The 22,027-nt window shown below is 71.5% G+C and carries 19 protein-coding genes; 9 read left to right on the plus strand and 10 right to left on the minus strand.

The window, feature by feature from the left end; all coding sequences use genetic code 11:
- Positions 1-421: 421 nt before the first annotated feature.
- Positions 422-1,084, minus strand: a complete 663-nt coding sequence (locus OG210_RS31435) for a transglycosylase SLT domain-containing protein (protein ID WP_328323372.1) — start codon at positions 1,082-1,084, stop codon at positions 422-424.
- Positions 1,085-1,841: 757 nt separating this feature from the next.
- Here OG210_RS31435 and OG210_RS31440 point away from each other — a divergent pair.
- Positions 1,842-2,297, plus strand: a complete 456-nt coding sequence (locus OG210_RS31440) for a cyclic nucleotide-binding domain-containing protein (protein ID WP_328323370.1) — start codon at positions 1,842-1,844, stop codon at positions 2,295-2,297.
- Positions 2,298-2,349: 52 nt separating this feature from the next.
- Here the strand turns inward: OG210_RS31440 and araB are convergent, their stop codons facing one another.
- The 4 genes from araB to OG210_RS31460 all read right to left on the minus strand — a co-directional run bounded on the left by araB (position 2,350) and on the right by OG210_RS31460 (position 8,965).
- Positions 2,350-4,083: a ribulokinase gene (gene araB / locus OG210_RS31445; protein WP_328323368.1), complete on the minus strand. Its 1,734-nt coding sequence runs from the start codon at positions 4,081-4,083 to the stop codon at positions 2,350-2,352.
- A 201-nt stretch (positions 4,084-4,284) separates the two neighbouring features.
- Positions 4,285-5,796 carry a right-handed parallel beta-helix repeat-containing protein gene (locus tag OG210_RS31450; protein WP_328323366.1) on the minus strand — a complete coding sequence of 504 codons (1,512 nt, stop codon included), beginning with the start codon at positions 5,794-5,796 and terminating at the stop codon, positions 4,285-4,287.
- Positions 5,797-5,893: 97 nt separating this feature from the next.
- A complete protein-coding gene (locus OG210_RS31455; RefSeq protein ID WP_328323364.1) occupies positions 5,894-8,071 on the minus strand; it encodes an alpha-N-acetylglucosaminidase in 2,178 nt (725 codons plus the stop codon).
- 222 nt (positions 8,072-8,293) lie between these two features.
- The gene (locus tag OG210_RS31460) at positions 8,294-8,965 is read right to left on the minus strand and encodes a TetR family transcriptional regulator (RefSeq protein WP_328323362.1); all 672 of its coding nucleotides are present in this window, start codon (positions 8,963-8,965) and stop codon (positions 8,294-8,296) included.
- 122 nt (positions 8,966-9,087) lie between these two features.
- On the opposite strand from OG210_RS31460, the gene OG210_RS31465 reads away from it, so the two are divergent.
- The 3 genes from OG210_RS31465 to OG210_RS31475 all read left to right on the plus strand — a co-directional run bounded on the left by OG210_RS31465 (position 9,088) and on the right by OG210_RS31475 (position 12,706).
- A complete protein-coding gene (locus OG210_RS31465) occupies positions 9,088-9,852 on the plus strand; it encodes an SDR family NAD(P)-dependent oxidoreductase (protein WP_328323360.1) in 765 nt (254 codons plus the stop codon).
- A gap of 218 nt (positions 9,853-10,070) precedes the next feature.
- Positions 10,071-10,904 (plus strand): VOC family protein, encoded by an 834-nt coding sequence (locus OG210_RS31470; protein WP_371540557.1) that lies wholly within the window; start codon positions 10,071-10,073, stop codon positions 10,902-10,904.
- Positions 10,905-11,518: 614 nt separating this feature from the next.
- On the plus strand, positions 11,519-12,706 hold the full coding sequence (locus OG210_RS31475; protein ID WP_328335283.1) for a peptidase S8: 1,188 nt from the start codon (positions 11,519-11,521) through the stop codon (positions 12,704-12,706).
- Between the two features lie 100 nt (positions 12,707-12,806).
- Here OG210_RS31475 and OG210_RS31480 read toward each other — a convergent pair whose 3' ends face one another.
- Positions 12,807-13,403 carry a TetR family transcriptional regulator gene (locus OG210_RS31480; protein ID WP_328323356.1) on the minus strand — a complete coding sequence of 199 codons (597 nt, stop codon included), beginning with the start codon at positions 13,401-13,403 and terminating at the stop codon, positions 12,807-12,809.
- Positions 13,404-13,515: 112 nt separating this feature from the next.
- On the opposite strand from OG210_RS31480, the gene OG210_RS31485 reads away from it, so the two are divergent.
- Both OG210_RS31485 and OG210_RS31490 read left to right on the plus strand, forming a co-directional pair.
- Positions 13,516-14,706 carry a cytochrome P450 gene (locus OG210_RS31485; protein WP_328323354.1) on the plus strand — a complete coding sequence of 397 codons (1,191 nt, stop codon included), beginning with the start codon at positions 13,516-13,518 and terminating at the stop codon, positions 14,704-14,706.
- A gap of 4 nt (positions 14,707-14,710) precedes the next feature.
- Positions 14,711-14,926: a ferredoxin gene (locus OG210_RS31490; protein ID WP_328323352.1), complete on the plus strand. Its 216-nt coding sequence runs from the start codon at positions 14,711-14,713 to the stop codon at positions 14,924-14,926.
- 78 nt (positions 14,927-15,004) lie between these two features.
- Here the strand turns inward: OG210_RS31490 and OG210_RS31495 are convergent, their stop codons facing one another.
- The 3 genes from OG210_RS31495 to OG210_RS31505 are packed head-to-tail and all read right to left on the minus strand — an operon-like array spanning position 15,005 to position 17,837.
- Positions 15,005-15,940, minus strand: a complete 936-nt coding sequence (locus OG210_RS31495) for an alpha/beta hydrolase (RefSeq protein WP_328323350.1) — start codon at positions 15,938-15,940, stop codon at positions 15,005-15,007.
- Complete coding sequence (locus OG210_RS31500; RefSeq protein ID WP_371540560.1) at positions 15,937-16,701, minus strand: glucose 1-dehydrogenase; 765 nt, start codon at positions 16,699-16,701, stop codon at positions 15,937-15,939. The genes OG210_RS31495 and OG210_RS31500 overlap by 4 nt, the downstream gene beginning before the upstream one ends.
- 8 nt (positions 16,702-16,709) lie before the next feature.
- Positions 16,710-17,837: an LLM class flavin-dependent oxidoreductase gene (locus OG210_RS31505; protein WP_328323347.1), complete on the minus strand. Its 1,128-nt coding sequence runs from the start codon at positions 17,835-17,837 to the stop codon at positions 16,710-16,712.
- 235 nt (positions 17,838-18,072) lie between these two features.
- On the opposite strand from OG210_RS31505, the gene OG210_RS31510 reads away from it, so the two are divergent.
- Positions 18,073-18,603, plus strand: coding sequence for a helix-turn-helix transcriptional regulator (locus OG210_RS31510; RefSeq protein WP_328335279.1), 531 nt, complete (start codon positions 18,073-18,075; stop codon positions 18,601-18,603).
- On the opposite strand, the gene OG210_RS31515 is transcribed toward OG210_RS31510, so the two are convergent.
- Positions 18,531-19,085 (minus strand): flavin reductase family protein, encoded by a 555-nt coding sequence (locus OG210_RS31515; RefSeq protein ID WP_328323345.1) that lies wholly within the window; start codon positions 19,083-19,085, stop codon positions 18,531-18,533. The genes OG210_RS31510 and OG210_RS31515 overlap by 73 nt on opposite strands.
- Before the next feature lie 108 nt (positions 19,086-19,193).
- Between OG210_RS31515 and OG210_RS31520 the strand changes: the two genes are divergently transcribed.
- Positions 19,194-20,921: a FadD3 family acyl-CoA ligase gene (locus OG210_RS31520; RefSeq protein ID WP_371539926.1), complete on the plus strand. Its 1,728-nt coding sequence runs from the start codon at positions 19,194-19,196 to the stop codon at positions 20,919-20,921.
- Positions 20,918-21,997, plus strand: a complete 1,080-nt coding sequence (locus OG210_RS31525) for an acyl-CoA dehydrogenase family protein (protein WP_371539929.1) — start codon at positions 20,918-20,920, stop codon at positions 21,995-21,997. The genes OG210_RS31520 and OG210_RS31525 overlap by 4 nt, the downstream gene beginning before the upstream one ends.
- Positions 21,998-22,027: the final 30 nt, after the last annotated feature.

Here is a 22,027-nt window from a genome sequence, read left to right on the forward strand (position 1 = left end):
GAGTATCCGGCTCGGCGTCGTACGGAACGGCGCGGCCGACAGCAGTGCCCCGGCTGCGGGCGCGGTCGGGGCGGTGGGGCAGCGGGAAACGCCGAGTACGGCGGGGAGGCCGTGGAACCGGCCTGCCGGCCCGGGCCTGCCGTGGGCTGCCGTGAGCTGAGTGGAGGGCCCATCCGGTGCGGTCGCGACCGCCCAACGGGGCTGTATTTCAAGGGGTGTTGCATCCGGTGTGTTTCACCGGCCCGGCGTTCCGGCCGACTTCGCCGCCGACCGGGTACGGACTGTGCGGGGGAGGTACGGCACGAGCCCGCCGGTGATCGCGGTCCGCTGGAGGATCCGCTGTCACCGGGGCTCGTGTCCGCCGTTCATCCGGGGCTCTCGCTCACCCGCGTCAGGCCGGTCCACGTCGTGGATGTCCGGCTCAGTACGCCGAGTTGACGTTGTCGATGGAGCCGTAGCGGTGGGCCGCGTAGTTGGCGGCGGCCGTCAGGTTCGCGACCGGGTCGGTCAGCTTGTACGCGGTTCCGGCGACGTGGTACGTGTCGAAGGTGGGCTGGATCACCTGGAGCAGACCCTTGGAGGGGACGCCGTTCTGGGCGTTGATGTCCCAGTTGTTGACGGCGTTGGGGTTGCCGCTGGACTCACGCATGATGTTGCGGTGCAGGCCCTCGTAGGTGCCGGGAATGTGGTGGGCCTTCATGATGGCCAGCGATTCCTTGATCCAGCCGTCGAGGTTGTTCTTGTAGACCTTGGGCGCGGCGGCCTTGTGCTTCGCAGCGGCCTTCTTGGCAGCGGCCTTGGCCTTCGCGGCCTTCTCGGCCTTGGCCTTTGCGGCCTTGGCCTTCGCTGCCTTCTCGTCCTTGGCGCTCTTCGCGGCGGGCTTGGCCGCGTCCTTCTTCGGTGCGTCCTTCGCGGGAAGGCCGTTGACGGAGACGGGCTTGACCGAGGCGGTGGCCTGCGCGGGTATCTGGGCGCTGCTCGGCTCGGCGGTGGCGGCCAGGGCGGTGCTGGCTCCCACGGTCACGAGGACGGCGGCGGCGATCTTGTGCGTACGGGTGGTACGGGGCAGGGAGATGCGGGGCATGCTGGCCTCTTCCAGGTGGGGGACGTGACGTGCGGCCTTCGGCGGCGCTGCGGTGGTGAACCGAGGGTCTTGGCCGCGTTCGCCGACTGGCGTTGGTCGCTGGCTCGTTCTCGGTGCTTGGCGAGATCTATGGTTAGCGCCCGTTTCTGGTGGTGGCAATGACCCTCTGTACTACCCCTCATCGTGAGATGAGGTGAAATGCCCGAAATCATGGCTGTTCTGCGGGGCAGGGCGGGGGTGGCGACCGACTATCGCGGGTCGTAAGTGACATAGGTCCTGTGGCTGGTGTCACCTCGCAGAGCGCCCGAAAATGCCCTAAAAGTTGTCTGGGTCACAGGGGTTGGGGTGCTTTTCGGTGATTCAGCGCCGCTTCGACGGGTATGTGTCTGCGCCACCTCCGGCGGGCGCGGACTTCCGGGCCGTCGCCGGTGCGGACGCGGCAGCCACTGAGGGGCCCGGAGCCGGAAGGGAGGGGGCGCCGATGAGGTACCCGGATCCGGAAGAGGGGCGGGCGCCGATCCGGAAGAGGGGCGGGCGCCAAGAGAGAAGGAGCGGCGTCCCAATAAAGGGGTCCGGAGTAAAGGGGTCCTCCGGAGTAAAGGAGTCCGGAGGGGAAGGGGTGCAGCCGCCGAGCCGGAGCCGGAGCCGGAAGTAACGGCGGCGCCGGAGATACCCTCGTATCAAGGGGATCCCCGCCCGTCATCCGGCGATATGGCGGCCGTGGCGCGCGGGACACTCAGCGAGGAGGTTCCCCACGATGACTTCCACCACACGGCTGATGAACGTTCTTCCCGCATTCCACCGCGAACGCCTGATGGACCTGGCCCGCGACGTCTTCTTCCCCCAGGACGCGCGGATCTTCGAGGAGGAATCACCCGCCGACAAGTTCTGGATCATCCATACCGGCACCGTGGCACTCGACCTGCATGTACCGCAGCGGGGCAGGGTGATGGTCGACACCCTGGAGGTCGGGGACCTGCTCGGCTGGTCCTGGCTCTTCCCTCCGCACCGGTGGCACTTCGGCGCCGAGGCGTTCAGTCCGGTCCGGGCGCACGAGTTCGACGCGGTCACGGCCAGGGAGGTGTGCGAGTCCGACCCCGAGCTGGGCCTGGCTCTCGCCCGTTCCGTTGCCGAGGTTCTCGCCACCCGCCTGGAGGTCGCGCGTACGAAGCTGCTCGACCAGTACATGCTCCACGGAGCCACCGGTATATAAGGACCCGGCGGCCCTATAGGGAGAACAGTCCGGGGGAGCGGTCAGGGGTGGTTCAGGGCTGCGGTGACCCGGATGGCGCGCCGTCGGTCACGGGCTGTGCGGAGGCCGTCACCGCCGCGCGGCGGAGATGCCTGAGCCGGTGCATCACGTCATTCGCGCCCCGGCCGAAATAGTCGTGCAGCAGGCAGTACTCGGAGTAGAGGCGGTCGTACGCCGCCGACCTGGCCGGATCCGGCTCGTACACGGTGGGGCGGGTCCCGCCCATCGCCGATGCCGCCGCGTGGATGTCCGGGTACGCGCCCGCGGCGACCGCCGCGTGCATCGCCGAGCCGAGCGCCGGACCCCGGGATGAGCGGATCAGGCTCAGCGGCCGCCGGGTGACATCGGCGTACAGCTGGGTCAGGAAGGTGTTCTCCAGCAGACCGCCGGCGAGGGTGATGCCGGTGACCGGCACCGCGGCCTCCTCGAAGGACTCGATGATCCGGCGGGTACCGAAGGCCGTCGCCTCCAGCAGGGCGCGGTAGACATCCTCGGGCCTGGTGGCCAGCGTCAGCCCCACGACAGTGCCGCTGAGCTCATGATCGACGAGCACCGACCGGTTGCCGCTGTGCCAGTCCAGGGCCACCAGACCGTGCTCCCCGACAGCCTGCGCTGCGCCCAGCCGGGTCAGATGCTCGTGGAGCGTGCGGCCCAGCCGCCGTGCCTCCTGCGCGCAGGACTCCGGGACCGCGGTCCGCACGAACCAGGCGAAGATGTCGCCGACGCCGCTCTGCCCGGCCTCATAACCCCACAGACCCGGCACGATGCCGCCGTCGACCACCCCTGACATGCCCGGCACCGGGCTCGGGTCCGGCGAGCTCACCATGTGGCAGGCGGATGTCCCCATGATCAGGACCATCCGGCCCGCCCCGGCCGCACCCGTAGCGGGCACGGTCACATGCGCGTCGATGTTCCCGACACACACCGCGATCCCCTCGGGCAGCCCGGTCCAGTCGGCTGCCCGCGCCGTCAGACTGCCCGCCCGGGTCCCGAGCGCGCCGGTCGGGTGCTCGACCTTGCCGCTCACGAAGTCCCGGAACCCGGGGTTGAGCGCGGCGAGGAACCCGTCGGACGGGTGGGCGCCGTCCTGCAGCAGGCCCTTGTAACCGGCGGCGCAGGCGCTGCGGACATAGCGGCCGCACAGCTGCCAGACGATCCAGTCCGTCGCCTCGACCCAGTGGTCCGTCAGGGCGTACAGCTCCGGGTCCTCCTCCAGGAGCTGCAGCCCCTTGGCGAACTGGCCCTCCGACGAGACCCGGCCCCCGTAGCGGTCGAGCCACGGTTCGGCCCGTTCGGCCGCCAGAGCGTTGATCCGGTCGGCCTGGGGCTGCGCCGAGTGGTGCTTCCAGAGCTTGGCGAACGCGTGCGGTCGCTCCTTGTAATGCGGCAGCTCGCACAGGGGTGTGCCGTCGGCCCTCACCGGGATCATGGTGCACGACGTGAAGTCCGTCCCCACCCCGATCACCCGCTCCGGCGGGACCCCGCTCGCCTCCAGCGCCTGCGGTACGGCGTGCCGCAGTACCCCCAGGTAGTCGGAGGGAACCTGGAGCGCCCATTCGGGCGGCAGCCGCGGGCCGCCGTGGGGGAGCGCCTCGTCGAGCACACCGTGCGGGTAGAGGTGCTCGGCGGCGCCCAGCTCGGCGCCGTCCCGTACGCGGACCACCACCGCACGGCCGGACAGGGTGCCGAAGTCCACGCCGACGACGTATGAATCCTGATCCCGGCCGCTCCCCGGCGCTGCGCTCACGACTCACTTCTCCTGCCCGTAAGGAGGGGCCGGCCTGCGCTGCCGGTTCCGGTCGGCGGCGGATGCGCGGGAGCGCCGCCAGCCGCCGGTCATCGTACGCGGCCCGATCCGGACGAAAGGCCCTGACAGGCCGGGACGTGGCAGCGCAGCAGGGTCGTGTCGGGGGACGAGTGCCCCTCGGTACGGCCCGCTGCGGATTCTTTACCGCCCCTGGTCCGCACCCAGGCTGGGACGGGCGGGGATCCGGTGCCCGAAGTAGTCGAGGAGCGTACCGTCGTCCACCGCGGTGCCCGCGCCGAACGCCGGTGAGCCGGGGCGCAGTCGGACATCGGCCGGCGCCGTGGGGTGCGCGGAACGCAGCAGCGGGTCCGCGTCGACGGCGGCGGGGTCGCGGGGCTGCGCGGTGTTCCAGTACAGGTTTCCGGAGTACGTACTGAGGGTGTCGGTGATCGGCGAGCCGCCACCGGCGCCGACGAAGACATTGTCCGAGAACGTCACCCCGGTCTGGCCGTTGTCGGAGACCATCGCGGTGTCCGGCCGGTCGGTGACGACGGTGTTGCGGTAGACGCGGGTGTCGGTGGTGCTGCCGCAGACCACCGAGATCACCCCGTAGGGAGCCGAGGTGTTGCGGTCGTTGATGCTGATGTTGTCGTGCACGCGGTTGCCGGCCGTGGTCGTGGTCGCACCGTTGCAGACCAGCAGGAAACCGCCCTCGTTGTCATGGCTGTAGTTGTAGCGGTAGACGTTGCGGGTGTTGGCGCCGTCGATGTCGTACGCCATGGAGTCCCGGGTCCCGTGGCCCCCGCTCACCTCGTTGTACTGGTAGAGCACGTCGTCCGAATTCCAGGCCCACACACCGGCGTTGTAGGCGGCGGAGCGCATGTTGAACCCGTCGACGCGGTTGTGCTCGACCAGCGCCCCGCGCGCGTTCTGCACGACGATTCCGTCGCCGCCCGCGTCCGAGACCTTGTTCCGGTCGATCACCAGACCGGTGATGGCCTGCCAGCTGCTGCCGGTCCCGTCCGGGTTCTCGGCCCGGTGGCTCCAGGTCGAGGACGTCCCGATGCCGGTGCGGTCGGTGTGCCGGACGGTCGAATGCGTGATCCGTACGCCGTCGAAGCGGGTCGGGACACCGGTGCCCTGCACCACGAAGAGGATTCCGCCGCTGGGGTCCGGGTCCTTGCTGTCCGAGCCGTTGACGTCATGGACGTCCACGCCGTCGACGACGTAGTGATGGCCGACGCCGAAGTCCTGGAGCAGGACGAGCAGTCCGGCCCGGCGGTCCGTGGTCGTCGCCGGGCCCGTGTCGGAGAGGTCGAGGCCGCGCACCTCCCAGCCCTCGGAGTCGCGCAGCAGGACCGCGGCGCGTGCGCCGGCTCCCTCGATGTGCGGCTTGGCCCCGGCACCGTACGCGCCGAGCCGGATGGGCTCGGTGGCCGTGCCCGAGCCGGTGGGGGCGAGCGAGCCCGTGCAGCTGCGCCCGCGCCGCAGCAGCAGCCGGTCCCCGGGGGCATAGGCCCGCGAGGCCTTGCCGAGGCTGTGCCAGGCGCGGGCCGGACTGGTGCCCGGGGCGCTGTCGCTGCCGTCGCGGCAGTCCACGTAATAGGTGGTGCCCGTGTGGTGCTGGGCGGCGGCAGCGGTGGGCGCCAGTCCGGCGACGGCGGCGGCCAGCGTGGTCAGTACGGCCTTCGTTCGCAGCAGTTCTCTGAGCATGGCCGGACGGTAGCCAGCGCCCTGCCGCCCCGGCCATGGACATACGTGCAGCGCCCTTGGACCTCCGTGTGCGCGGTAGCCGCCGCCGCGGGACGCGTCAGCGCAGGCCGGCGTCGGCCACCCGGCGGGCGATGCGCACGATGTCGCCGGACGGCTCCGCGCGGTACGGGGGATGGTCGCGGATCCAGCCGTCCTCGATCGCGTACCAGTCGATGTCCCGGGGCGCGCGGTTCTCGGTCAGCGCCGAGTCCAGCTCCTGGAAGTACGTCTTCCAGCGCAGCGTGTAGAGCCCGCCGACCAGCCCGGACCACTCACGGTTCGCGTAGTCGCGCAGCCCGCCGTCGTCAGCCGCGCCGCGGTCGCCCCAGACGGTCAGGAGTGACACCGCGTCCCGGGCGAGCCGGTCCTTCTCGGCGCTGTCCGCGCCCCAGGACCGGGCGTCGGAGATCCAGCGCCCCAGCAGGAACCGGCGGTCCGTGGCGACGGTCTCCTCCAGCAGCCCCATCCACTCGAACCACTCCGCGGTGAGCCGCCGGAACGTGGCCCTGTCGGCGCCGTCGTACGCGGCCTTGATCCGCGGGAGCAGGGTGCGGCTGTGGTGGGAGACGGTCTGGCGGGTGACATCGAGCAGGTCGTACCGGTAGGCGCTGCTGTGCCGCAACGCGGCCGGAACCGCCAGGAGTTCGGGCAGCGCGCGGGCGAACTCGGCGGTGTCGTAGCGGAGGCCGCCGGGCGACCAGGCCGCGGCGCTCGCCGCGGTCAGCGAGGGGCGGGCGCCGAAGAGGCCGTCCGGTGCCTCGCTCCAACTGTCCTGGCGGGTGGTCCCGTACGCGGTGCGGCGCAGGATGTCCCAGGCCGCGGCCGCGTGCCGGTCGGGCGCCCCGTACCGCTCGGCCGACCACTGGTCGAACCAGGCGGTGAGGGAGACCGGCCCCTCGGTCCAGGGCAGATCGCTGAAGAGCGCGAGGGCGGCGGGGTTGTTGTCCGCGCCTTCGGGCATCAGCGCGATACCGCTGAGCGCGCTGCCCTGCCTGGTGCGCCACTGCTCGTACAGGGCCGCCCAGTCGGGGGTGTTGGCCCCCATGGTGGTGTGTCCGCCGAAGTTCCAGATCGAACCGAACGCGTACGGAGTCCCGGCCCAGTCCTTCTCGCGGTCGGTGACGGTCGGGAAGCGGTCCGAGAGACCGTCCACGATGAACATCTTCGACCGGTCGATGGCGTCGATGATGTCGCGGCGGGGGTTGGTCTGCCAGCCGAGCACCGTCCAGACAGCCCCGGGATGCGCGGTCCGCAGGGCCTTCTCCACGGCCTTCGCGGCCTCGCCGACGGGGACGTCACCGGGGTCGCCGCCCTCGTGCAGAAGGTCGGCCTTGTACATGTCCGAGTCGCCGAGTAGGTCGCTCTGGATCCGGTAGAACGTCTCGGCGACCCGCCCGAAGACAGCGGTGCGGGGATCCAGCCAGTCGGGGCGGGAGAAACCGGCCCAGTCGCCCTGCGGTACGACATGGGCGCCCTGGTTGCGGTCGGCGAAGCCGGGCGGGACCGTGCCGAAGTAACCGGGGAGGACCGGGGTCATGCCCAGTTCGCGCACCCGCGCGACGATGCGCTGCGCGAGACGCATCCGCCGGTCCAGGAGCTGCTGGGACACCGGTCCGCCGAAGCCCGACATGTTCTGCAGGAGCCACCACGGCTGGTGGGCCGGGCCCGGGATCCAGGCCCGCAGCTCGGCGTCGCCGTATCCGAACTCCTGGAAAGTGCGGTGGTAGACGGTGTCCGCGCCCGCGTAGACCAGGACCTCGTTGTAGCCGTGCAGGGCCAGCACATCGAGTTCGTGCTCCCAGTAGTCCCAGCCGCTGTACGGGCCCGTGTAGCCGTCGTTGGTGTCGTTGAAGACGAACCGGTGAGCGACGTTCGCGGACTTGACCAGCGGATTCCGCAGGCCGGGCAACCGGCTGGGCAGACCGGTCTGCTCACCGTTCCACGAGAAGTGGGCGTACGCCGTCGATCTCAGGTAGTGGTGCACTCCGGTGAGCTGCACGGCGGGGGTGGTGCCCTCGACCAGGATCCGTCCGGTCGTCCCGGACACCCGGAAGGCGTCCGCGCCGTCCCTGGCCGGCACGGTGCGGAAGGTGACCTGATCGCAGTGGCGGGGGAGGAGCCGCGCCAGCGCCCGGGCGGCCGCCGGCCGCTGCACCGCCGCCGCGCTGCCGCGTGTGGCGCCGAGTGCGGCGGTGGCGCCGAGAGCGGTGATGATCGTGCGTCGGCCGAGGTCCATGGGGCGACTCCCTAGCGGCAGTGGGGCGGACTGGATCACTGGGCGGGGATCTTAGACGGTCCGGCCATTGAGGGGCAGGTGCCGGCAGCCGGTCAAGGTGCGCGTGCGGGGGGAGTTGAGCGGGTGCACCTGCGGACTCGCCGGAAAACGGCGGCAGGCGCCGGGCCCGGCGAGGGGCACGCCGGACACCCGCCCCCGGTCAGTCAATGGGCGAACTCCCGGTCAGTCCGTGAGCGCCGCTCCGCCCGGTCCGTCCCACAGTCGCAGGCCCGCGGTCAGCCCGTGGACGCAGCGTGCCGCGAGTTCGGCGGGTCCACCGGGACCGTGGTCCGCCGCGTCCGTCGTGGCCCAGACCTCGACGGCGACACGCATCGCGGTGTTGGCGGCGGCGGAGGCCAGCCTGATCTCCAGCGGGTCCACCTCACGGCCCGCCAACGCGGCCAGTACCGGGGTGAGTTCCTCCTCGGCGTCGTGTGTCACACGCAGCCAGACGGAGAGCAGGGCCGGATGGGCGTCCATCGCGCGGATCAGCCCCCGTGTCCAGTGCAGTGCCTGGGTCTCGGCCTCGTCGGTGGGGGTGAGTGACCGCAGCGCGGCCCGTTCGAGCGCCCGGGGCACCGGCAGATCGTCCGGGCTGTCGCGCAGGTCCGCGATCCACTGCTTCACCCCGCTGGACAGCAGCGGAGCGACCGCGTCCTCCTTCGTCCGGAAGTACCGGTAGAAGGTGCGCAGCGCGATCCCCGACGCGTGGGCGATGTCCTCGGCGGTGGTGCTGTCGGCGCCCCGTTCGGCGAAGAGGGCGGCGGCGGTGCGGGCGATCTCCAGCTGGGTCGCCGCCTTGCGGCGCTCGGTCAGTGAGGGCCGGGCGGTGGCTGTCCGGGACGTGTCTGGCATGTCCAAAGGGTATGTCCCGATGCCCTCTCTCTGCTCGACCTGCCTGTGTGGCACATCGTGCCATCAAGGCGTACCGTGCAAGAGAAGGGCTCGAAGGCGAGTCCGGAACGGAGACAGGGACAATGAACCGCTTTGACGGACGCCGCGTACTGGTCACCGGTGGTGGCTCGGGTATCGGGCAGGCCACCGTGGCCCGCATCCTCGCCGAGGGCGGCACCGTCGTCGCCGCCGACATCGTCGAGGCCGGCCTCGACGCCACCCGTGAGCAGGCGCGCGCGGCAGGAACCGAGAGCCGGCTCACGACGGTCGTGGCCGACATCTCGGACGAGTCGTCGGTGCACTCCGCCATCGGAGGGGCCATCAGTGACCTCGGCGGCCTGGACGCGCTGGTCAACGCGGCGGGCATCCTGCGGTCCTCGCACACCGCCGACACGACCCTGGAATTCTGGAACAGGATGCTCGCGGTGAACCTCACCGGCACCTTCCTGGTCACGCGCGAGGCGCTGCCCGCGCTGCTGGAGAACGGCAAGGGCGTGGTGGTCAACTTCAGCTCGACCTCCGCGACCTTCGCGCACCCGTACATGGCGGCCTACGCGGCGACGAAGGGCGGCATCCAGTCGTTCACCCACGCCATCGCCATCGAGTACGCCAAGCAGGGGCTGCGCGCCGTGTGTGTCGCGCCGGGCTCGATCGCCTCGGGCATGACCAGTGACCCGGGCCTGCCGGCGGACGCCGACCTGAGCCTGCTCGCGAAGCTCTCCCCGGCCATCGGCCAGGGCTTCGCCGGGCCGGAGACGGTGGCGGGCGTGATCGCCATGCTCGCGTCCGACGACGGCGCGTTCGTCACGGGCACCGAGCTCCGTATCGACGGCGGTACGCACGCCTGACCCGCTCCTTCCCGCGACCGCGGCAGCCACCACCCGCCGATCACCCTCCGGAACCTCTCCGCGGGGTGTCCGGCGAGCGGTGGCTGTCCTGTGTGGGCAGACTGGAGTGACCGGTCGAGGCGCCGTCGCGGCGCCCTGCCCTTGCACGCCGCCGCTGCCACGACACGCGGGCCGCGTGGAGCGGTGGAAGCGGACGGGTCCTGGCGGACGAGGAGGAGATTCCGGTGGATGCCGCAGGCGTGGAGTGGAGCGACGCGGTGTCCGGGGCCCCCTGTTGGGTCAACCTGACCGCACGGGATCTGGTGGCGGCCCAGGACTTCTACGGTGCCGTGATGTCCTGGGAGTTCCGGCCCGCGAAACTCGGCGAGGAATTCAGCGTCGCCCTCCTGGACGGGGCGCCGGTCGCCGGGATCGGCGCGCTCGCGCCCGCCCTGGGGGTCGCCGTCGCCTGGACGCCGTTCTTCGCCGTCGCCGACGCGGAAGTGGCCACCGCCCGGATCAGGGAGCGCAGCGGCACCGTGGCCATCGGGCCGGTCTCCCTCGTGTCGGGGCGCGGCGCGCTGGCCGCGGACCTGGACGGGGCGGTGTTCGGGATCTGGGAGGGGCAGCTCCTGTCCGGCTGGGAGGCGTGGCGTGACAGCACGCCCGCCTGGCTGCGGCTGCGTACCCGTGACGCCTTCGACGCGGCGATCTTCTACGGGGGAGTGCTGGACTGGGCCAGCGGACTCCCGGGGAGCTGCGAGGTCGAGTACGAGCAGGACGAGGTCGTCCTGCGCAGTGGCGGCCATGTGGTCGCCCGGCTCAGTTCCGGGGCGCTGGAGGCGGCGCGTGACCCGGCGGTCCGGCCGCACTGGCAGGTGCACTTCCCGGTGCCCGACGTGCCGGCCTGTGTGGAGGCGGCGCTCGCCAACGGCGGGACCCTCGTCGCCCGCCAGGCGACACCGTCCGGTGCGGAGGCGACACTGCGCGACCCGGACGGCGGTCTGTTCACCGTGACCCCGCTGCATCCCGGGGACGTGGGCGCCCGCCTGTCACCCGGGCCGACCGAGTAGTAAGCAGCCGAGGACCGGGCAGGGACCGGCGTACACCTGGACCGGCACACACCTCTCCGTCCGTGCCCGGTCCGCCGCCCTGACCGGTGGTTCCTCTGTGGCTGTCGGCTGCTCCGACCTCTGACTTCTGACCTGTGATCTCTGTCCTCCGGTCACCCTGACCGCCCGCCGTCCTGCCTTCCGGCCGGGGCGGCTGTTCTGTGTGTACGGCTCCCGCAGGCCGACGCCGCATCAGAGTCGACGCCGCAGCAAAGCCGACGCCGCATCAGGCGGAACCGGGGCAGCACCTTCCGCGCGCTCCCCGGCAGCGGCTCCCAACACCCCGGTACCCAGGTGTCGTTGGCCGTCACCCCCGTATCACGTCTGATCACTCCCCCCAGCAGGCAAGCCTTTGGCCATGGGATCCCCATCGGTAGTCCTCAAGAGTAAAACGCGGGTACAGACGCCCCTTTGCATCTTGTTGACGTGTTCCTGACGACCGTAGGTTGTGGCCGCCCTGCCGCGTAACCCCGTCGGCCCGGGCTGCAAGCGCACCTGAACAGCTCATCGTTCCCCCACAAGACGGAGGCAGAACGTTGTTGCGTAGATCCCTCTCCCTCACGGCGGTGGCCGGTATGGCCGCCGCCGCGCTCGCGCTGGCCGCACCCATCGGCCAGGCGGCGCCCGCCCATTCGGGCTCATCGGCCCAGGGTGTCAAGGTGGCCCGCTCGTGTGCTGAGCCGACGAAGAAGAACGAGATGGCGTGCAACGCACTCCATGTCACGTCGGGCACACCCGCGTCGGCCAATGCCGAACGCAGCATCACGGCCGCCGCCGCACCCTCCGGCCTCGGCCCGTCCTCGCTTCAGGCGGCGTACAAACTCCCTTCCGCGACAGCCGGTTCGGGTGCGACGGTGGCCATCGTCGACGCGTATGACGACCCGAAGGCCGAGGCCGACCTCGGGACGTACCGTGCGCAGTACGGGCTCCCGGCGTGCACCACGGCCAACGGCTGCTTCAAGAAGGTCGGCCAGGCCGGCACGTCCACCCTGCCGGCGGCGGACGGCGGCTGGGCCGAGGAGATATCCCTCGACCTCGACATGGTCAGCGCGGCCTGCCCCAACTGCCACATCCTCCTGGTCGAGGCCAAGACGCCGACCATGGCGAACCTGGGCACCGCGGTGAACACGGCCGTCAAGCTCGGCGCCAAGTACGTCTCCAACAGCTACGGCGGCGGCGAGTCCTCCTCCGACAGCTCGTACGACACCTCGTACTTCAACCACCCCGGCGTGGCCATCACCGTGAGCTCGGGTGACGGCGGCTACGGCGCCGAGTACCCGGCCGCTTCCCGCTACGTCACCGCCGTCGGCGGTACGTCGCTCAAGACCGCCTCCACCAGCCGCGGCTGGGCGGAGACCGTGTGGAGCGGAGCCGGTTCGGGCTGCTCGGGCTATGACGCCAAGCCGACCTGGCAGAAGGACACCGGCTGCGCCAAGCGCACGGTCGCCGATGTGTCCGCGGTCGCCGACCCCAACACCGGCGTCGCCGTGTACGACTCGTACAGCCCGGGCACCGGCTGGATGGTCTTCGGTGGCACCAGCGCGTCGTCGCCGCTGATCGCAGCGGTCTACGCACTCGCGGGCACCCCGTCGTCGGGCTCCACCCCGGCGTCGTTCCCGTACGCGCACACCGGTTCGCTCAACGACGTCACCAGCGGCTCGAACGGCAGCTGTGGCTCGTCGTACCTGTGCACCGGCAAGGCGGGCTATGACGGCCCGAGCGGTCTGGGCACCCCCAACGGAACCGCGGCCTTCACCGGCTGACATCCGTTGCAAGCACTCTTCGCGGGGCGGTTCCCTCGGGACCGCCCCGCGAGGCTGTCCGCACGCGGCGCCGGGCGGCACCGGCCGACTTCGCCGGCCCTCAGTCCTCGGCGGGTGCCAGATCCTCCAGCAGGCCCCGCAGCGCGCCGAGCACCAGCCGGGAGATCTCTTCGGGGGCGGCGCCGGCCAGGGGTTCCTTGGCCACGACGACCCGCATCAGACCGATCCCCAGCAGCCACGCCATGGCGAGATCCGCGCGCAGGAGGCTGTCCTCCTCGCCGGACAGGGTGGACAGCGCCGCGGAGTACTCGTCTCCCAGCGCCCTGACCATGTCGCCCGCTTCTCCACCGGTCCCGATCGACCGCAGATAGACGGCCAGCGGCAGGTCCGCCGCCTCTTTCCCGCCACCGGTGAGCATCCCGCGCAGAGCTGTGGCGAACAGCCGCTCCGGCGGCGTCGTGCGCACCTGCTCCTGGCCCCCGGACGCGATCACTTCGGTGAGCAGCGCCTGCTTCGAGCCGAAGTACCTGAACAGCAGGGCCTGGTTGACCCCCGCCACCGCGGCGATGTCGCGCACCGTCGCGGCCTCGTACCCCCGCTCGGCGAACAGTTTCGCCGCCGCGTCGAGGAGCAGCCGCCGGGTCCCCTGGGCGTCGCGGCGCCGCTCGGCGGACCCGCTGCTGGGGCGTTCCTCCATGATCCGGCTCCTCCTCGGTGAGGCGTCAGCATAACGGCCGTATACCGCCGTTGACGGTGCCCCGATGCAGACCTAGCGTATGTAAGCAAGTGCTTACAAGGAGGAGAGCAGTGTGACCACAGCCAGCACGGAACCTCTCGCCTATCCCTTCAACACGGCCGAGGGCCTCGCCCTGGCCGAGGAGTACGAACAGGTACGCAACCGGCCGGGACTGCTACAGGTCCGGATGGCCTACGGCGAACCGGCCTGGCTCGTCACCCGTTACGAGGAGGCCCGCCTGGTCCTGGGCGACCTGCGCTTCAGCCGGGCCGAAGGATACAAGCACGACGAACCCCGCCAGGGCGAGGGACGCAGGGACAGCGGCATCCTGGGCATGGACCCGCCCGACCACACCCGGCTGCGCTCGCTGGTGGCCAAGGCGTTCACCGTGCGCCAGGTCGAGAAGCTCCGCCCCCAGGTACGGGAGCTGACCGCGGGGCTGCTGGACAGGATGGAGGCCGCAGGACCGCCGGTCGACCTGGTCGAGGAGTACGCGCTGCCGATCCCGGTCGCGGTGATCTGCCGGATGCTGGGCGTACCGGAGGAGGACCGGCCGAAGTTCCGGATCTGGAGTGACGCCGCGCTCTCGACGAGTTCGCTCACGGCCGAGGAGTTCGACGCCAACCGCGAGGAACTCCGCGCCTATATGGCCGGGTTGATCGCTCAGCACCGCGCCGAGCCGCGTGATGACCTGATGACGGCCCTGATCGAGGCGAGGGACGGCGGTGACCGGCTGTCCGAGCTCGAACTGGTCGACCTCTGCGTCGGCATCCTGGTCGCCGGGCACGAGACCACCGCCAGCCAGATTCCCAACTTCGTCCACACGCTGCTGGACCACCCGGGGGAGTGGCAGCGGCTGGGGTCCGACCCGGGGCTCATCGACAGCGCGGTGGAGGAACTGCTCCGCTTCGTACCGCTGGGCAGCGGCGCGGGCCAGCCCCGGTACGCGAAGGAGGACATCGAGGTGGGCGGCACGCTGGTGCGCGCAGGCTCTCCCGTCCTGGTCGCGGTGGGCGCGGCGAACCGGGACGCGCTGCGTTTCTCGGCCCCGGGCAAGCTGGACCTCTCCCGGGCCACCAACCAGCACCTCGGTTTCGGCCATGGAGTCCACCACTGCCTGGGCGCCCCGCTCGCCCGGCTGGAACTCCAGGAGGCGCTGGGCGCGCTCACCGCACGCTTCCCGGATCTCCGCCTCGCGGGTGACATCGTCTGGAAGGGCGAGATGCTGGTCCGCGGCCCCCGTGTCATGCCGGTCGGGTGGTGAGCCGATGACCTGGCATGTGGAGGTGGACCGGAGCCAGTGCATGGCATCGGGGATGTGCGCGGGCGCCGCCCCCGACCTGTTCGCCCTCGACCACGACCGTGCCCGCCCGCTCAACAGTGACATCGCCGAGGACGAGCGGGCCCTGGACGCGGCGGACATCTGTCCGGCGATGGCCATCACGGTCCACGACGGGGAGAAACCCATCGGCCCACGGCCGTAGGGCAGTCGGCCGGACGGGCCCCCGCCGCGCCGCCTCCCCACGTGTTCCGGAGGGAGGCCGCGCGGCGGTCCGGTCCGGTCAGACCGCCAGCAGCCACCGGGCCGCCGCGCCGAGCGCCGCGTCCGCCTCCGGCAGGACACCGGCCCCACCGAGGAAGCCGTGGAACATCCCACGTTCCACCCGCACTTCGGCCGGTACGCCCGCCTCGCGCAGCCGCTCGGCGTAGTCCCGGCCCTCGTCACGCAGCGGGTCGCACTCGGGCAGGATCAGCAGCGCGGGAGGCAGCCCGGCCAGGTCGGCGGCGCGCACCGGCGAGGCATAGGGGTCGGCGCCGTCGCCGTCCGGCCCGAGGTACTGCTCCCAGTACCAGCGCATATGGGCGCTGGTGTGGAAGAACCCGGTGGCGTAATCGGCGGCCGAAGCGGTCTCCAGACGGTCGTCGAGGGCCGGGTAGACCAGGAGCTGGGCGGCGATGGCCGGCCCGCCCGTGTTCCGGGCCATCAGCGCCACGGCCGCAGCCAGATTGCCGCCGCTTGAGTCTCCGGCGACGACCACCCGGGACGGGTCGCAGCGGAGCTCACGGGCGCGCCCGGCCGCCCACTCCGTGACGGCGTACGCGTCGAGGAGCGCGCAGGGGAAGCGGTGCTCCGGTGCGCGCCGGTAGTCGACCGACACCACCAACGCGCCGGTGCGCGAGGCGAGTTCACGGCAGAGGCCGTCGTGCGTGTCCAGGCCGCACATCACCCAGCCGCCGCCGTGGCAGAAGACGATGAGCGGCCGGTCGCCGTCCGCGCCGTCCGGGTCGGGTTCGTAGATCCGTACGGGCACCGGCGGGGCGCCAGGCGGTCCCGGTACGGACGTGTCGCTCACCCGCGCGACCTCGGGGAGTCCGCGTGCCGGTCCTGCCGACGAGGCTCTGCGCAGGGCCGCGACGTCCAGCGGACCGTCCGCGGGGTCGGGGAAACCATGGGTCAGCACGTCGGCGAAGCGGCGTGCGGCAGGGGTGAGGCTCATCCGGTGGTCAGCCCCCCGTCCACGGTGAACTCCGCGCCGGTGATGTAGGAGGCGGCGTCGGAGGCCAGGAAGCGGACGAGCTCGGCGACCTCGTCCGGCCGGCCCATGCGCCGCAGCGGCACCCGCGGGTGCTCGCGCTGCCCGGCGTCCTCGCCCAGCGCCCCCGCGACCATCGGGGTGTCGACCATCCCCGGGTGCACCGAGTTGACCCGGATGCGGTCGGCCGCGAGGTCGAGGGCGACGTGCTTGCTGAGTCCGCGTAGCCCGAACTTGCTGGAACCGTAGGCCGCGTGCTGGGCGATGCCCACCAGACCCGCGGTCGACGAGATGTTGACGATGGACCCGCCGCCCGCGTTCCGCAGGGCGGGGAGTACCGCCTTGATGCCCAGGAAGGGGCCCAGCAGATTCACCCGGAACAGCAGCTCGAAATTCTCCTGCGTCTCGGTGTCGACCGGGGCCGTCCGCCACAGGGCGGCGTTGTTGACGAGGATGTCGAGCCGCCCGAAACTCCGTACGGCCGTCGCGACCGCCGTTTCCCAGCTCGCCGCGTCCGTCACGTCGTGCGGGACGAACACCGCCGCATCGCCCAGCCCGGCGGCGACCTCGCGGCCCTCCTCCTCCCGGACATCGGTGATCACGACCCGTGCGCCGGATTCGGCGAACAGCCGTGCCTCGACGGCTCCCTGGCCCCGGCCGGCCCCGGTGATCAGCGCCACCTTGCCGTCCAGCCGTACGCCGTCCGCTGCCGCGCCCGCGGCCATGGGGGCGGTCACTTCTCGCCGTCCAGCGCCCGGAAGTGCGGGATGACCGTCTCGCCCCACTGGCGGATGGTCTCCATGCACGCCTCCTGCGGCACCGTGCCCATCTGGATGAGGCACATCACCTCGTCCACCCCGATCTGGCGCAGCTTCTCGACATAGGCGATGGCTGTGTCGGCGGTGCCATAGGCGTGGTCCGCGTTGAAGGTGCCGGTGTCGACCGGGCGGGCCGGGATGTTGGCGTCGTGCAGCCTGGCGACCAGCTCGTCCCGGTCGCGTGCCATCAGCGCCACGTGGTCCTCGTCCTCGTCGTCGCCGGTGGGTGCGGGCGAGTTCCCGTACCAGTGCGCGATGGACTCGGCGAAGAAGCGCTGTCCCCGGGTGCCGATGCGCAGCGCGCGCTCCGCGTCGTCGAGGACGATCGTCGGGCAGAGCGCCGAGAAGTGGTCGTTGATCTCGGTCGACACACACCGCTCGCCGCTCCTGGCGGCGATGGCCTCGTCGTACACCGCGCGCATCGCGCGGACGTCGTCGGCCCCGGCGAAGCCCATCACCAGGGCGCCGATGCCCAGTTCGGCGGCGAGCTTGAGGGTGTCGTGCTTGCTGCACGCCATGAACAGGGGTGGATGCGGGTCCTGCACCGGGCGGGGCAGGATGGCGCCGGGGCCGATGTCGATCGAGCCGTGCCACTCGAACTGCTCTTCGCGCCAGGCGCTGGAGAAGATCCGCAGCGCCTCCTCCATCTGCGGATAGGTGTCCTCGGGGCGCACCCCGTACATGGACATCTCCTGCTTCGTGGCGCCGCGTCCGGAGCCGATGTCGACGCGCCCGCCGGAGAGCACGTCGAGCATGGCCGCGCGCTCGGCGACCCGGACCGGGTGCTGGTAGCCGAAGGGCATGGTGACGACGCCGTGGCCGATACGGATGCGGGAGGTCCGAGCGGCGACCCAGGTCAGGAAGATCTCGGACGCGCTCATGTGCGCGTACTGCGAGAGCGAGTGGTGCTCGACGGCCCAGATCCGGTCGAAACCCATCTCCTCCGCGTAGACGGCCTGGTCGACGCAGTCGTTGATGACCTGGCGTTCACGCTCTGGGGTCGGGTTCGAGAGCTGGGCCTCGAAGATCATGGAGAACTTCACGGGGTGCCTCCGGAGTATTTCGATTAGGAATACTTCTATCAGGCATAAATGACTGACGGAAGGGGCGGGGGTGGGACGGCGGCCGGACAGGCCTCGGCGGTCCGGCCGGAGGTGGCCGGACCGTAGACTGCCGGGCGTGACGGAGAAGCGGACGAGCAGTGAACAGGGCGGCGAACGAGGCGGTCAGCAGGGCGCTGAGCCCGGCAGGCCGGCGCTCCCGGCGACCAGCTGGGCTGTGCTCGGGCTGCTCTCCTTCGGTGAGGAGCTCTCCGGGTACGACCTCAAGAAGTGGTCGGACTGGTCGCTGAGGTTCTTCTACTGGAGCCCGTCGTTCTCGCAGATCTACGGTGAGCTCAAGCGGCTGGACAAGGTCGGTTATGTGACCTCCCGCATGGTCGCCCAGGAGACCGGCAACAGGGACAAGCGCGTCTACGCGATCACCAGTGACGGGCTGGACGCCGTACGGACCTGGGCGCGCGAGGCGCCGGTCGAGCCGCCCGTGCTCAAGCACGGCGTCATGCTGCGGCTCTGGCTCGGTCATCTGCTGGAGACCCAGCAGATGCGCGATGTCCTCGGCACCCACCGCGAGTACGCGGAGAAGATGCGGCAGCGCGCCGAGGTCGACATCGCGGGGGCGAAGTCGGAGGAGGCGTGGGTGTATCCCACGCTCACCCTCAAGTGGGCCGAGCGGTACTACGCTTCGGAGCGCGACCTGGCCGACTCGATGCTCGCCGACCTGGAGGAGCTGGAGCGCAGGCGGCCGTAGCCCCGCCTGAAGTACAGCAGCGGTTCGGCGTCGCCGTGCCGCTCCAGCGCGGTGACCCGGCCGAGCGCGATCAGGTGGTCGCCGCCGGGGAAGGTGCCCTCGAGATCGCACTCGACGGTGGCCAGTGCCCCGTCGAGCAGTGGTGCGCCGTTGACGCCGGGCCGCCAGCCGGCGTCCTGGAACTTCTCCTGGCCGGTCACCGCGAACTGCCTGCACAGTGACTGCTGTTCGGCGGCCAGGATGTTCACGGCGAACCGGCCGGCCTCGCGGATGTGCGGCCAGGTCGTCGAGGTGAGGGCCGGGCAGAAGCAGATCAGCGGCGGCTCCAGTGAGACCGACGAGAAGGACTGGACCGCCATGCCGGTGGGACGGCCGTCGGCCTGGATCGCGGTGATGACCGCGACACCGGTGCAGAAACGGCTGAGAACCTCCCGCATGGAGTCGTCGAATCCCGGGGTGGGGTGAGGGGTGAGGGTCGGCATGTTGCCTCCAATGTTCCTACTAGGTGTATGCCTAACCGAAACACGTGTGATTGGATACCGGCCACGCTCGCACGTCAAGTAGGGAGGGTCATCATCAGCGCACACCAGGTGCCACCACCCACCACCCTCGCGCAGCTGGCGGACTTCGCGGCCCGCGCATACGGGGGTCTCGACGCCCTCGCCGACGGAGAGGTCCGCTGGAGTTTCGGACAGCTGAGCGAGGCGGTCCACGCCGCGGCGCGCGCCGTCATCGCGCACGGCCTGGAGCCGGGCGACCGGGTGGCGGTATGGGCCTCCAACAGCCGCGAATGGATCGCGGCCGCCCTCGGCGCGCTCTCCGCCGGGGCCGTGCTCGTCCCCCTCAACACCCGCTACAAAGCAGCCGAAGCCGCCGACATCATCCGCCGCAGCGGCGCCCGCACCCTGCTCACCGAACGCGGCTTCCTCGGCATCGACTACGTCGCCATGCTGCGTGACTCCGGAGAGGACCTCGGCGCTCTCGAATCCGTCGTCGTACTCCGGGGCGGGGCGACCGGATCCGCGGTGAGCTGGGACGACTGTCTCGCGCGCGGCCGGGATGTCTCCGAGGAGCGGCGGGCGGCCCGCGCCGCGGCCGTCGGACCCGACGACCTCGCCGACATCCTCTACACCTCGGGCACCACCGGCAGCCCCAAGGGCGTCATGAGCACCCACCGGCAGGTGCTCGCCGGGATCGAGGCCTGGTCCCGGGCCGTCACCCTGCGCCCCGGCGACCGCTACCTGCTGGTCAACCCCTTCTTCCACACCTTCGGCTACAAGGCCGGCTTCGTCGCCTGCCTGCTGCGCGGCGTCGCCATGGTCCCCGAGGCGGTCTACGACGTCGACCGGGTGCTGCGCCTGATCGCCGACGAGCGGATCAGTGTGCTCATGGCCCCGCCGACCGTCTTCCACGGGCTGGTCCGCCATCCGCACCTCGGCGATCACGACCTCGCCGCGCTGCGCCTGGCGGGCACCGGGGCCTCCGTCGTACCGGTCGCGCTCGTCGACGAGATCCGCGAACGGCTGGGCGCGCCGGGCGTGTTCACGGCCTACGGGCTCACCGAGTGCATGGGTGTCGTCGCGGTCTGCCCCGTCGACGCCGACGCGTGGAGCGTCTCGCACTCCGTCGGCCTGCCGCTGCCCGGAACCGAGATCCGCATCGTCGGCCCCGGCGGGCCGGACGGCGGCGCGCTGCCCCCGGGCTGCGCGGGGGAGATCGCGGTGCGCGGCCCCCAGGTCATGCTCGGATACCTCGACGACCCGGAGGCCACCGCCCGCATCCTGGACGGCGACGGCTGGCTGTACACCGGCGACATCGGCGTACTCGACGAACGCGGCTACCTCTCGATCACCGACCGGCTCAAGGACATGTACGTCGTCGGCGGCTTCAACGCCTACCCGGCCGAGGTGGAGAACGTCCTGCGCGGCCACGAACTCATCAGTGAGGCCGCGGTGGTCGGCGCCCCCGACGAACGGCTCGGTGAGGTCGGCGTCGCCTATCTCGTCACCGAGGACGGGCAGCGCCCCGACCCGGCCGCACTCACCGCCTGGACCCGGGAGCGGCTCGCCAACTTCAAGGTCCCGCGCCGCTTCCACGTCGTACCGGAGCTGCCGCGCAACGCCAGCGGCAAGATCCTCAAAGCCGAACTGCGGCGCGCAGCCAAGGAGGACGCCCAGGAGGTCCGCGACGGCCGGGGAGCCCACGGCGCCCAGGCAGTGCGTGACGCCCAGGCAGATGGCACCCGGGCCGCACCCCGCGGCGCGCGGCACGCCCGAGAGGCCGGCGCGAAGGCCCAGCCGGAAGGAGAGAGCCGATGAGATTCGGCGAAGAGCACCAGGAACTGCGCACGGCCGTACGGTCGTTGCTGGCCCGGCACGAAGGGGCCGCCGCCTGGGGGCCGCTGACCCAGCAGATCGGAGTGGCCGGGCTCGCCGTTCCGGAGGAGTACGGCGGAGCGGGGTGCGGTCCTGTCGAGGTCCATGTGGTCATGGAGGAGCTGGGACGGACGCTCGCCCCGGTCCCGTACCTGGGCTCCGCGGTCCTCGCCACCCAGGCGCTGCTGGCCGCGGGCGACACCGGACTGCTGCCCGCGCTGGCGGACGGCAGCACCACCGGGGCGCTCGCCTGGGCGGAGAACGGGTCGTGGCGGCCGGAAGCCGTGCAGGCCCGTGCCGTACGCGGCGCCGGCGGCTGGCGGATCACCGGGGTCAAGGACCATGTCCTCGACGGGACCGGTGGCGGCGCCGGTGTACTGCTGGTCGCCGCCCGGACCGAAGCCGGGCTCGCGCTGTTCCACGTCCCGTCCGGTGCCGACGGCGTCAGCCGCGAGGCGCACACCACCATGGACCTGACCCGGCCGCAGGCGAAGCTGACCTTCGACGGGGCCGAGGCCCGCGCCGTCGGCGCGGACGGCGACCGGGTCCTCGCACACGTACGGGACCTGGCCTGTACGGCGCTCGCCGCGGAACAGGTCGGCGCGGCGGAACGCTGCCTCGAACTCACCGTCGCCCATGTGCGGGACCGGGTGCAGTTCGGCCGGCCGATCGGCTCGTTCCAGGCCGTGAAGCACCGGCTCGCCGACGCCTTCGTACGCGTCGAGTCCGCCCGTTCCGCCGCCCTCGGCGCCTCCTGGGCGGCGGCGGGCGGCTCACCGGACCTGTCCAGGTACGCGGCCGTCGCCAAGTCCGCCTGCTCCGAGGCGTTCTCGGCGGTGGCCGGGGACATGATCCAGCTCCACGGCGGGATCGGCATCACCTGGGAGCACGACGCCCACCGCTACTTCAAGCGGGCCCACGGCTCGTCCCAGCTCTTCGGCTCACCGGCCGGGCACCGCGACCGTATCGCCGAGGCGGTGATCGGACCGCGCGGTCCCGGTGCGGAGCGCCTTGCCTGACGTCGGCGCAGCGGCCGGCCCACCCGTGCA

Origin of the sequence: Streptomyces sp. NBC_00466, from assembly GCF_041433995.1 — a bacterium.
GTDB lineage: Bacteria > Actinomycetota > Actinomycetes > Streptomycetales > Streptomycetaceae > Streptomyces.